Annotated in this window: 7 protein-coding genes; 2 read left to right on the forward strand and 5 right to left on the reverse strand. The window is 64.3% G+C overall.

The window, feature by feature from the left end; translation table 11 throughout:
• Positions 1 to 402: 402 nt before the first annotated feature.
• Positions 403 to 1,530: a VCBS repeat-containing protein gene (locus tag VLU25_03695; protein ID HSR67022.1), complete on the reverse strand. Its 1,128-nt coding sequence runs from the start codon at positions 1,528 to 1,530 to the stop codon at positions 403 to 405.
• 70 nt (positions 1,531 to 1,600) lie between these two features.
• Here VLU25_03695 and VLU25_03700 point away from each other — a divergent pair, with 70 nt between their 5' ends.
• Complete coding sequence (locus tag VLU25_03700; GenBank protein HSR67023.1) at positions 1,601 to 2,554, forward strand: tetratricopeptide repeat protein; 954 nt, start codon at positions 1,601 to 1,603, stop codon at positions 2,552 to 2,554.
• 10 nt (positions 2,555 to 2,564) lie between these two features.
• Here the strand turns inward: VLU25_03700 and VLU25_03705 are convergent, their stop codons facing one another.
• The 3 genes from VLU25_03705 to VLU25_03715 form a co-directional block, all read right to left on the reverse strand.
• Entirely contained in the window at positions 2,565 to 4,823 is a 2,259-nt protein-coding gene (locus VLU25_03705; protein HSR67024.1) for a Na-K-Cl cotransporter, read from the reverse strand.
• An 86-nt stretch (positions 4,824 to 4,909) separates the two neighbouring features.
• Positions 4,910 to 7,492 (reverse strand): CehA/McbA family metallohydrolase, encoded by a 2,583-nt coding sequence (locus VLU25_03710; protein HSR67025.1) that lies wholly within the window; start codon positions 7,490 to 7,492, stop codon positions 4,910 to 4,912.
• Between the two features lie 416 nt (positions 7,493 to 7,908).
• Positions 7,909 to 9,183, reverse strand: a complete 1,275-nt coding sequence (locus VLU25_03715) for a hypothetical protein (GenBank protein ID HSR67026.1) — start codon at positions 9,181 to 9,183, stop codon at positions 7,909 to 7,911.
• Positions 9,184 to 9,347: 164 nt separating this feature from the next.
• On the opposite strand from VLU25_03715, the gene VLU25_03720 reads away from it, so the two are divergent.
• Positions 9,348 to 11,786, forward strand: a complete 2,439-nt coding sequence (locus tag VLU25_03720) for an ABC transporter permease (GenBank protein HSR67027.1) — start codon at positions 9,348 to 9,350, stop codon at positions 11,784 to 11,786.
• A gap of 65 nt (positions 11,787 to 11,851) precedes the next feature.
• On the opposite strand, the gene VLU25_03725 is transcribed toward VLU25_03720, so the two are convergent.
• Positions 11,852 to 12,538 carry a GWxTD domain-containing protein gene (locus tag VLU25_03725; GenBank protein ID HSR67028.1) on the reverse strand — a complete coding sequence of 229 codons (687 nt, stop codon included), beginning with the start codon at positions 12,536 to 12,538 and terminating at the stop codon, positions 11,852 to 11,854.
• Between the last annotated feature and the right edge of the window lie 31 nt (positions 12,539 to 12,569).

Consider the following 12,569-nt stretch of genomic DNA (forward strand, 5'->3'; position numbering starts at 1 on the left):
GACTTAAACCATGCTGCATTCTAGCTTGTGGGGTGAACCGCCGTACCCAGGGTTTCGCCCTTGCTGCGCTTCGCTTGCCGCGGGCTGCACCCTGGGCTAATCGAATCGCTCGCCTTCAGCGAGCCCGGACTTGAGCCTCGAGACGGTGCTGCACCCTGGGCTAATGCTAATCGAGGGCTAGTCGAATCGCTCCCCTTCAGTACTTGAGCTTTGACACGGTGGGTAGGCAGCGACTGGGTTGAAAGTCAGTATAAGCTCCCTGAAAGGGAGCGATTCGCCAGCCCAGGGTCAGCCCCGGCGAGCGCCAGCGAGACGGCGGCGCCACCCTGGGTTTCAGACGGCCAAGGTCGAACGCGTGGAATAACGCGACAGGTGGCTCAAACCTCTGACGCACTGCACTACTCAGCGCCCCGTAAGGAAGACCAGCAGTCGAGACTCGGTGTTTGAGGTGATGAGCAGGTCTGGGCGGCCGTCTTGGTTGAGGTCGGCGGCGCTCAGTCCCCACGGATTGGGGGCGGCTTGCAAGCGGTTCTCGACGATCTCTTGGGCCCCGCCTAAGAGGAGCAGGATTCGGGAAGAGGACCAGTTGGCGATGGCGGCATCGTCGAATCCGTCGCCGTTGAAATCGGCCGTGACGATGTTCTTGGCCCCCTGCGGCAGGGAGGAGAGGGCGTTCGGGTGCTCGTTGAATCGGCCTTGGCCGTCGCCCAGGAAGATTCCCGGCGGCGAAGACGGTTCAGAGGCGGTGACCAGGTCGAGGTGGCCGTCCCCATTCAAATCGCCCAAGGCGATGGCGAAGGGGCGGTGGGCGTTGACGGTGCGGATGGGCTGAAAAGCAAGCGTCGCCGGGTCTTCGCCCAGGACCAGCCCGACGTTGCCTGGATTGGGGGTGAGCAGGTCGAGTTTGCCGTCCCGGTTGACGTCGGCCACTTCCATGCCCCGGTAGGGATCGCCTCCTGTCTTGATGAGCTGCCCCGGCGACTGCAAGCGCCCCTTGCCCGCGCCCGGCAACACCAGCAGTCCTTCGCCGTCGCGGTGATCGACCAGCAGATCGGGATGTCCGTCCTGATTCAGGTCGGCGACGCGCACCTCATGCGGGTGGGGGCTGACCTCGATGGTCAAGGGCGAGTCGGGGGCGGGACTGAATCCGCCCCGGCCGTCTCCGCTGAGGATCGTCAGGTAGTCGGTCTCGTGGTTGGCCACGACGACGTCGAGCTTGCCGTCTTCGTCAACGTCGGCCAATGCCAGTCCGGTGGGGCTGTCGCCGCAAGCCACCCGGCCGATGGGTACCAGCCTTCCCTGACCGTCTCCTCGAAAAAGAGACAGGTCGCCATCGCCCTGGTTGGCCACCACGGCATCGAGGCGCCCGTCGCCGTCAATGTCGCCAGCCACCACGGCCGAGGGCTCGCTTCCGGTGGCCAGACGCTGCGGAGGTCCGAAAATCGCGGCCTCCTGAAAGGAAGCGGCCTGGCAGGCAGGCCCCGAAAGCAGGCAGATGAACGAAAACAGGGCCAGCGTGTCTTTGGTCATGGTCCTAATAGCTTAATACTTTTGAGTCGGGTGCAAGGTCGGGTATCCTCAGGAGGAAATGGAGGCACTGATGCTTGAACGGATGACCTATTGGGGTCTGGCGAGGACGGCGGCCGTGATCGTCCTGTTGATGGCGGGGGCACCTCTAGCTGGTCAGGACAGGGAGGAAGAACCCGAGGTGCAGGCCCGGTCTTTGCTGGGCAAGGAACTGCGCACGCCCCCTGTGAGTTCCGAGGTGCGGGCCGAGTTTGAGGCCAAGCTGGAAGAGGCCCGCAAGCGCTACAGGGAGAATCCCAGCGAGGAGAACCTGATCTGGGTGGGACGGCGGCTGGCTTACCTGGGACGCTACCGCCAGGCCGTCAAGACCTATACGCAGGGCCTGGAGGAACACGAAGCCAGTCCCCACCTGCTGCGTCATCGCGGGCACCGTTTCATCACTTTGCGCCGCTTCGACTGGGCCATCGACGACTTCGAGAAGGCGGCCGGACTCACCCAGGGCCAGCCCGACGAGGTCGAAGAGGACGGCTTGCCCAACGCCCGCAACGTCCCCACCAGCACCTTGCAGACCAACATCTACTACCACCTGGGGTTGGCCCATTACCTGAAGGGCGATTTCGAGAAGGCGCTGGACGCCTATCAAGAATGCCTGCAGCGCTCCAGGAACAACGACATGCAGGTGGCCACCCGCCACTGGCTCTACATGACCCTGCGCCGGCTGGGGCGCCAGGAGGAGGCGCGGGAAGTGCTCATGCCCGTCGAAGAAGGCATGGACATCATCGAAAACCAGGCCTACTACGACCTGCTGCTGATGTACAAGGGACTGAAGACGCCGCAGGACCTGCTCGATCCTGAAGCGGACGGACTGCAGTCGGCCACCGTCGGCTACGGAATCGGCAACTGGCACCTCTACAACGGGCGGCGCGAAGAAGCCATGAAGATCTTCGGCCAGATCGTCGAGCAGCCCGGCTGGGCCGCCTTCGGCTACATCGCTTCCGAAGCCGAGTTGGCGCGCCGCGGCGACTGATTCCCCACGGCTAATCGGGAAGCCCTTCGGCAGGTTCTCCGTTGCCGTTTTCGTTCACGTCGGGACGCTCCAGCAGTTGGCCGGCATAAGGACCGGCGGCGCGCACCAGGATAACGGTGGGAAGGTCCTGCACCAGGCTGTCCAGCCGTTTGGCGTACTCTTCTTCGCTGCCCAAGGGCGAATCCCGCAGGCCCAGGAAGACGAGGTCGGCCTGGCGCGACTTGTGGGCGATGACCTCTTGCACGGTCTGGTCCTCGGGCAACTCGATGATCTCGGTGCGGGCGTTGATCCGGTTGCGCTCGATGAGGCCCGAAAGGGTGTTCTCGGCACGTTCATAGGTCATCTCGTTGGTGGTGATGACCTTGACCGAGATACGGGCCCCGGACCACTCAGGATTGGCCGAGAGCAGGTAGGCGAAAAGCAACATCATGTCGCCGTTGCGTTCCAGTCCGCCCCACCAGACGTCGATGCTGCGCATGGAGTTGACCCAGCGGCGCGAGCTGATGCGGCACAACAGCGTCGATTTGCCCAGCATGGCTGCCTTCCGGGTGATGCGAAGCACCGAAGGCAGACGATCTGTTTTCTCGCTCCATCCGAACATGATGGTGTTGGAAGCGATGCCGGCGATGCCGTTGGCTTGCAGCACCTGGACCGCGCCTTCTTCGAAATCGTCGACGATGTCGGTTTCGGCGAAGGCCACCAAGTCGGCGGCCCTGAGCCTCTGGTTGGCCTTCCGGGTCCGATCTGAAGCCTCGGATGTGAGTTCTTCCAGGTCGCCCACCAGCAGGTTGCAGACGGTGACGATGCCCCGCTCCTGGTTGAGCCAGGAGGCGAAATGGATCAGGTCGAGCCGCTTTTCGACGTCCCCGGCGAAGACCAGGATGTGGGGTCGCCAGTTCTTGGAGTCGACGGGCATCTCGCGCAGCTTCAAGAGAGTGGCCCGGACCAGGGATATCAAGGCGCCATGACGGGCGTCTCCCCAGGAGGTGCTGAGCGAGCGGCGGCGCAGTCCGGCGTAGATGAGCAATTCCACGAAGGCGGCCACGATGGCGGCCGCCGGCTGGATCAGCCACATGACCCAGATGCACCCGGCGGCGCCGCCCAGAGAGACGATCCAGGGCACCCGGATGGTGGGCCGGTAGGAGGGCGCTCCGCTCAACTGCTCGAGTCCGGCCACCAGGTTAACCATGCCGTAGGTGGTGAGGAAGAACATGGTGAGCACGGGCGCCACCGCGTTGAGGTCTCCCAGTCCGACCGCGGCCAGCGCCAGGGCGGTGGAAAAGAAGTGAGGCATGCTCAGTCCCCAGATCTTCTTGGGCAAAAAGGGGATGACACGGTCTTCTTGCAGCATTTCAAAGGTGCGGGGGGCTCCCAGGATGCTGCCCACGGCCGAGGAGAAGATGGCGCCCCACAAAGCCGGCACCACCAGCCAGGGGACGGTGGCGATCGAGAACCAGATCAGGTTGTCCTCGGACAAGGTCTGAGGATCGCTGGTCAAGGCCAGGACGATGGGCACCGTCAGATAAACCACGAATCCGGCCAGGACAGCCAGCAGCGTCCCCCGGGGAAGGCTGCGGCGCGGATCTTTGAGGTCGCCGGAAAGGCTGATGCCGGCCATGATTCCGGTGACGGCGGGGAAGAAGACGGCGAAAACGGCCCAGAAGCTGACCTCGGTGGCGGCTCCTTGCCACAGGGGTAGGCTGTCCGAGGAGCGCCCCGCCGCGCCTGCGGCGAATGAGATCAGGGCTATTCCGATCAAGGCCAGGATGGGAACTTGCAGCCGCAAGGCAAAGCTGGCGCCGCGCGCGGCCAGCAAGGCCACCACGATGACAGTGGCCGCCGCCACCGGCTGCTGGGGAACGTCGGGGCGGAAGAGCTGGATGCTCTCCGCCAGTCCAAAGGCATAGAGGGTGACCGAGAAGACCTGGGCCAGGAAGAGCGGAATGCCGATGGCTCCGCCGATCTCCAGTCCCAAGGAACGCGAGATCATGTAGTAGGCCCCGCCCGTCCCCACCCGCATGTTGGTGGCGACGGCCGAGGTGGAAAGGGCGGTGGCGAAGGTGATGGCATGGGCCAGCAGAACGATGAGCAGAGCCGGCGCCAGACCGACTTGGCCCACCACCCAGCCCGTTCGCAGGAAGAGGATGACGCCCAGGATGGTCAGCACCGAAGGCGTAAAAACGCCCAGAAAGGTGCCCAGCTTGGCGTCCGGCTTGGCAAACAGTGCCTTGGGATGCCATGCCCGCAAACCTGCTTTTGCTCGTGCCATGCTTCCCTTCAGCAGCTACGTCTTGTCGGTGCGAACCGATTAGAACACATTCCGCTGGCCAGTGTCCGGTGCGCGTTGCCGCGGGTTTATCGAGCGGGAGCACTGGACTTTCGCTGCTGGAAGACTTGACGGGCTTCTTGGAACTGGGCCAGGACGTGGTCTTTTTCTTTTTGCGAGCGCCAGCCTGGGTGTTCTTCCGCCATGGCCGAGAGCTTGTCGATCCAGCGGATGAAGTAGTCGGCGTCCTCAGCGGAACGGACGGGACGGTCGCCCACCCCGACCCAGACCGGATTGGTGGTGGCCTGGGGAAATCCGTCGTCGATGGGGTGGACCGGGCCGTCGCGGAAGGCCTGCAAGGTGATCCAGCAGCTTTCCGTCGCCTCAACCTCCCATTCTGCCTGGAAGCGCAGGCCTTGCTCCGGGGTCCACAGCGAGGAGAGGTCGGCGCTGCGGACGACTTCGCCGTTGATCACCAACTCGGCCTTGTCCAGCGGAACGATGGAGTCGACCCGCAGGCGGACTCGCAGGCTGCCGCCTTCCCCGGGTAAAGCGATCTCGTCTCCGGGGAGGTGTCCGTCCACCTCCATCTGCAGCAGGGGACCGTTGGTCACGAAAGAGCGTCCGGCAAGGGTGGCCTCCAGCCAGGATTCCCAGGTCAGGTCTTGTCCCGAGAGAGCATAGGTGCGCACCTGACCCAGCAGGGCGGTGCTGTGCAGATTGCTGATGGAGTCCTCCCCGCCTACCGCCGGAATGCGGAAGCCGTTGTTGAGGATGCGGTGCCAGACGCGGAAGGCCGCCCATCCTGCGTGGGAGATGAGCTCGTGGAAGTCGACCGTCCCCAGGGCGGCATCGACGGGGAATCCCTTGGCGCCTCCCAGGTTGCCCTCCAGCGGGTCTTCGTCACCCCTGAAGGGATGCACGTAGCCTCCCGCGGCGCCCTGCTTGCGGGCCAGGCGGAAGATGTCGGTGTTGCTGGGGTAGAGGCTCTCGATGGCCGTCCCCTCGTAGCCGGTAGTGTATGGCGAAATCAGGTGCTCGGTGAGGTTGATGAGGGAGACGTGGCCGTAAAAAGGCGGACGGTACTCCTGATTGAAATAGAGCAGGTGGCGTTGATCTGAAAGGGGGTGGGGACGGCCCGTAAAGAACTGGTGGTCGAGGATGCGGTTGTCTTTGTTGGCCACCATTTCGCCGATCACGTCCATGTCTTCGGCCTCGGCCATGAAGACCAGGTTGGCGGGCGTGTTGTGGAGGTTTCCGGCGTAGTTCATGTGGACGTGATTGCTGCCGCTGCGCCAGCCCGAAGCTCTCAGGTTGGTCATGCGCCGCAGTCGCAGCCTGACCTGGCTGACCTGGCCGGGCTCGATGCGGACTGACGTGGCCGCCGGGTGATACTCGAATCCGCGTACGGCTTGCAGGTGCAGTTCTCCCGCGGGGACTTCGACTTCGAACTCGCCGCCCGTGTGGAAGAGGTGCTCCTCAAGCCGTCCGATGCGGTGATAGGCGTCGCTGGGAACGTAGGTCTTGCCGTCGGAAGCCTCAAGGTAGATGCGGGCGGCCACCGTCTCGCCGCTGAACTCGTCTTCTATTCTCACCTTGAGGCGTCCGGGCGGTTCAAGCCAGCGCCTGGCGCGGATTTGGAGGGGGACATCGGTTCCCCCAAAGGTCCGGAGCAGGCGGATCTGGGGCAGTCCCCCGCGGTTGGAGAGGTAGGCGATCCACTCCCCGTCGGGCGACCAGCGGGGGTGGAAGCGGTCCCACTCGCCGAAAGTCATCTTGTAGGGCTCGCCGCCCTCCACGGGCAGCACGAAGAGGTTGTTGAACTGGCCCCCCAGATGAGAGCTGTAGATGAGGCGGGTTCCCTCCGGCGACCAGTCGGCGCGGGTGCGGTAGAGGGTTTCCTCCTTGTGGATGAGCCGGGCTTTTTCAATGGTGGCGTCCACCGGCAGGCGCCACAAGCCTCCCGACCCAAGGGGGATTCCGCGGTTGGAGAGAAAGAGAATCTCCTTGCCGTCGGGTGACCACTCGGGTTGGATGTGCAGGTCGTGGGCCCCGAAGTAGAGGCGGCTGCGGCCGAAGTCGGCGTCCTGGGTCAATTGGCGGATTTCTCCCGGAGCTCCCCGGCTGATTTCCATCACGAAGATGTTGAAGTAGCCGTTGGGGCGGGTGGAGACGAAGGCCAGGCGCGATCCGTCCGGCGACCAGGCCGGATCGAGGTTGAGATGATCGCCCTCGGTCAGCGCCCTGACCTGTCCCGATTCCAGATCGAGCAGGCGCAGGTTGATGGAGCGGCGGTCGTCCTCGGCGGTAAAGGCCAGGTAGCGTCCGTCGGGGGACCACTCGGGGGACGACAGGTACTCGGGAGCGTCCACCATCTGGTAGGCCACGTGGCCGGGCTGGATATGGCCGTCTTGCCTTCCGATGGCCACCTTCCACAGCGAGCCCTGCAGGGAGAAGGCCAGCCACTTCCCGTCCGGCGACCAGGAGGGCCACCAGGGCGATCCGGTTCCCGGGGGAGGGAGGTAGAAGTTGTACATGTAATTGCCGCCGGTGCGGGCGTTGGGGTAGGAGTCGGGTATGGCGTCCAGGACGCGGACGGCGTTGTCTTGCCCCATCCCCCAGGCCAGCGCCGACAGCAGGACGCCAGCCAGCGAAGCGCTTCGATATCTCACGCCGGGAGTGTAGCAGCCAGGGAGCCCCCCCACAAGGATGCGCCTCCCACCAGGCCTGTCTCCCCTCGGGCTCTTGAGGCAGGTTGCTTTCTGGACGGCGGGCGTCCTTCCCCAGACACCTCCCACCAGGCCTGTCTCCCCTCGGGCTCTTGAGGCAGGCTGCTCTCTGGACGGCGGGCCCCTCCCCCAGACTCCTCCTGCAAGATGGCCAGCCGGTGGTAGGGTTGGTGTTGTGGAAAGGATCGTCGGCAGGTGGGAGGCGCATCCTTGCGGCGATCCCCACCAGAGCCTCAAGCGACCGCTGTGCTGACTTTCTATGAACCGTCCAGCCAGAGACCAAAGGCAAGCCGTAGCCCATCATCCTTGCGGGCCTCCTTCGCCGAGGCTATGGAGGGCTTCGCGATGGGCCAGACGTACTAATCGTTCGCCCCTGCCAAGGGATTGGGATTGAGGTCCTGGGCGCTGTGCAGGGTGGGGTAAACGGCCAGCAGGTCATAGCCCCACACCAGGTCGTTGAGTTGCTCGTAGCCCTGGCGGTTGGACTTGCGGTGAAAGTAAGGACGCAGGGGCCGCAGGTCGAAGACCGTCAGTTGGCTTTCCAGCAAGTTGTCGAAGAAGACTTTGAGGTGAGGCGCTCGTTGACCTACCTCGATCACCTGCCCTTCCCGGTCGTAGCGGGCGCCGATGACCTGAAGGTGCAGGGAATCGCCTCCCATGAGGGCGGCCAGTTCGGCGGCCTGGTTGCCTATGTCGAGCTGGTTGAGCGCGCTGTAGCCGCGTGCGCCGTGGACGCTTCCGAACTTCATGAGGATGCGCGGGGTGTCGACTCCCTGATAGATGAGGCGGAACCCCTCGTTGAGATGTTGCTTCATCAGGCGGATGCGGTCGTAGTTGCTCTGGTAGTTCTTGCCCGAGCGGAAGAGCCGGTAAATGTGGGCGGTGGCTTCCATCTCGTCGACGATCTTGGCGGCCTCCTCCCCGGCGCCGGACATCTTGGAGCGAAGCTGCTCGAACTGCTCCGGCGTGGCAGCGTTGTAGAAGACATTGTCGGCAGATTGAGTGGCGATGTAGGCTTGGGCGCCCTCCATGGCCAGGGCCTGAAGCTCGCGGACGTAAGCCGCGGCCTCCTCGTCGGGCGCCAGCTCGAGCAGGCGGTCGAGCAGGTAGCGGTCGCTGGCCAAGAATTCCTGGTCGAGTCCCCACACCTGGTATCCCTGCGCCAGTGATCGCCGCACCAACTCGGCCTCTTCCACCTTGTTGAAGAAGGGCAAGGTGAGGGGAAAGCGATGCAGCGTTTCCTTGAGCGGCGTCAGATCCTCGGCGCCCGTGAGTTCCTCGGTCAGCAATTCGGCTCCCGAGGGACCGGTTTCGATGGCCAGGACGCCGTAACCATGCGGCCTGAGCGACAAGGCCAGGGCTTGGGCCAACCGGGGAATCTCTCGGGTCAGGTGAGCCTCTCCGATAACCACGATGCGGGCTTGGGCTGCCTGCTTGAAGAGGAACTCTCCGCCCGCACCGCTCAGAGCCGAATCCTCGACCCCGGCGGCCAGCCGGTTCCCGAGGATAATCTGCTCAACCGGGTCGGGTTGAGCTTCCTGGATGCCCTCCTGTTCTTGAGCCCAGAGCACCGTTTGAGCCAAGAGCAATGCCAAAGGCGTTGAAATCGCCGCCAGAATCCTGCCTGTCTTCATATCTTCGCCGTCCTTTCGTTTGAGCTCGAGGCATACCTGTTCCTTCGCTTCATACCGTTACCCTACGGACACGAGCCCGCCCAAGTTCAACCCGCTTCTCTCCATGACTGGCGACTGAAAAGAGGAACTGTCTACAAGTGCTTTCGTATGAATCAGTTACAAGCATGACAAACCTAAAGCAATCTCTTCGTTCATTCCTTCGCAACCCCACTTGGACGGCGGCGGCGCTGCTCTGCCTGACGCTGGGCATCGGGGCCAGCACTTCGGTCTTCAGCGTCATCAACAATTTGCTGCTGCGGCCTTTGCCGGTTCGGGACATCGATTCGGTGGCCTACATCCTCTCCTTGAGGGAAGGATTCGATCCCTACGGCGCTTCGCTTCTGGAGTACGAGGCCTACCTGGGCAGCTCCGACACCGTGGAGCAGTTGGGGCTGGGTCAACAAAGGGGATTCAACCTGACCGGCGATGGTGATCCGCAACGGCTCTCGGGTGCGGCTGTATCTCACGGATACCTCGAGGTATTGGGGATCGAACCCGCCCGCGGACGGCTCATAACGGCGGCGGACGACCAACCTGGCGCCGAGGCTGTGGCGCTGATCGGATACAGCCTGTGGCAGAGCCGCTTCGGAGGCGATGAAGGCGTCCTGGGCCGCTCCCTGCGCATCAACGACCGTCCCCACGAGGTGATCGGCGTGCTCCCTCAGGGTTTCGACCTGCCTTCCAGGACCGAAATGTGGACGCCTCTGGCCATCCAGCCTTCCAGCATGACGCCCGAGGAGAAGAGCGGGCACGCCTACTACCTGGTGGGTCGCCTCAGACCCTCGGTCACCATGGAGCAGGTCCGCAGCGAACTGCGCTCCATCACCGAACGGCTGCACCAGGACCGTCCGCGGCTGACCCGAGGCTGGTTCGGTCATGCCATCCCTCTGCGTCAGCAGATCACGGGCGACCTGGAGGGCTACTTGCGTCCGGCCTTATGGGCCGTTGCGGCGGCTTGCCTCTTCGTACTGCTCATCGCCTGCGCCAACGTGGCCAATCTGTTGCTGGCCCGCTCGCGCAAACGCCTCCCCGAAGTGGCTTTGCGCAGTGCCCTGGGCGCGCGCCGTTCCAAGGTGCTGGGCCAATTCCTGAGCGAAGGACTGCTGCTGGCTCTGGTCGGCGGCGGAGCCGGGATAGCGCTGGCCTACTTGCTGACGGGCTGGCTCTTGGAGATGTCTCCCGTCCAGTCCCGGGCCGCCACCGAGGTCTTTCAGAGCAGTCCCTTCGATTGGAGGGTGACGGCCGCAGCCTTGGCTCTGACGGCCCTGACCGGACTGGCCGCCGGACTTCTGCCCGCCCGACGGGCCCTGGGACGCGCCAACGTGTCCGATCTGCTGCAGCGCCGCGGCAAGGCCGGCGCCGGGCAGGGAAGCGACCGCATGCTGAGCGGACTTCTGGTGGTCCAGATCGCCTTCGCCGTGCTCCTGCTCTCCGGAGCGGGACTGATGGTCCGTTCCTTCCAAGCCCTTTCCAGTGTCGACTTCGGCTTTCAGCTCGACAACCGCCTCTCCCTTGAGTTGTCGCTGCCGGAGGCCCGCTATCCCGACTTCGACAGCCGCAAGGCTTTCCTACGCCAGCTTTTGCAGAAGGCCGAGTCGCTGCCGGGCGTGCTCTCCGCCGACATCACCAACAACATCCCGCTCGACGACGGCACCTGGGACGCGGGTTTCCGTGTGGAAGGGGCCCCGGAGCCCGATCCCTCCCAGATTCCCATCACGGCCCATCGGCTGGTCAGCCCGGGCTACCTGCAAACCATCGGGGTGAAACTGCTGGAAGGCCGCCTCCTGCGCGAGGGCGACCGCGAGGAGTCGCGTCCGGTGGTGGTCGTGAGCCGGGAGTTCGCCCGCCGCGCTTGGCCCGGCCAGGAGTCGGTGCTGGGCCGCCGTGTCCGCATCTTCTCGCCCGATGAGGAGAATCCCTGGATGACCGTGGTGGGCGTGGTTGAGGACGTCAAAGAAGATCGGCCCAATTTCCGCATCGACCGCCCGGTCTGGTACATTCCCTACTGGCAGCGCGAGAATCAGTCCAATATCGATCTGGTGGTGCACAGCCGTCTGGCTCCTCAAGCCCTGGGAGGCACCTTGCGCCAGGCAGTGTGGGAAATCGATCCCGACCAGCCCGTCTCCAAGGTCATCACTTTTGAAGAGAACATCGAGAGCTTCCTGGGTCCCGAACGCTTCAGCGCCCTGCTGATGGGGTTTTTCGCGCTGGGAGGCCTGGCCCTGGCCGCCATCGGACTCTACGGCGTGCTCAGCTATTCGGTGGGCCAACGCCGTCAGGAGATCGGGGTGCGCCTGGCATTGGGAGCCAGCCCGGTGGCCATCGTGAGACAGTTTCTGCGCGAAGGCATGACCACCACCCTGCTGGGCCTGCTCTTGGGACTGGCGTCCTCGACCGTCCTGGCAGGCGCCTTGGCCGGCACCGTCTACGGCGTGGAGCTGTGGGATCTCACCTCGACGGGCTTGGTCATCGGCGTCCTGCTGGCTTGCGCCGCTCTGGCCGCTTGGCTGCCCGCCCGCCGAGCCTCACGTCTCGACCCCACCCTGGCCCTGCGGGCCGAGTAGCCTGATGCGCATCCCAGCGGCCATCTGCTGCTGCCCGATGCCTCCACCATCCGTTGCCGCCCCGGCTATCGCGGCGTCAGCACGGCCCCGATGTAATCGCTGGCGTCTCCTTTTTCGAAGATGATGGTGCCCCGCAGCGACCCGTCCTTCTTGAGGACGTCGTCTTGCGGCCCCGCCAGCACCACCTTGTAGCGAGCGGAACGGCTCTTGTTGGTGGTGACGCCCGACTGGTATCGACGGGCTTGGGCCTCTCCCGTACTGTGGTCCGCGGCGCTGGGCGGGGCGGTCAAGACCCGGGCTGCCCCCAACTGGTCGAAGAAATCGGCCCTGGGCATTTGGAAGACCACCGCGAAGTCCTTGGCCAACCACTCGCGGGTCTCGTCGCCTTTGTAGAGCCACACCTCATATCCGCTCTGGGTCTTGATCTCGTCGGGCGGACCGTTGAGCAGATAGACGCGGGCGCGGTCGGTCTCAGCGGCGGGGCGGTCTTCGCGGAAGTGCTTCTTGACGAACTGGAGCCGTCGCTCCCACTGGCGCCGGAACTCGTTGGCCGGCGTTCCCGGAGTGGGGTCGCGCCGTTGCCAGAAGGCCTCGACGAAGGCCTTTCGTTCTTTCTTGCTGGCGGCCTGTTTGTATTCGGCCTGCTCCTGCTCGCTGATGATCCAGCGGACGTCCTGCAGCCAGTCCTCGGCTTGCAGGGCGACTGCCAAAGGGGCCAGAAGCAGCACCACCAGTGTCAATAGATTCCTCATGGATGAACCTCCTCGTTAGCATACCTTGACG

The sequence above is a fragment of the Acidobacteriota bacterium genome (assembly GCA_035471785.1).
GTDB lineage: Bacteria > Acidobacteriota > UBA6911 > RPQK01 > DATIPO01 > JANQFM01.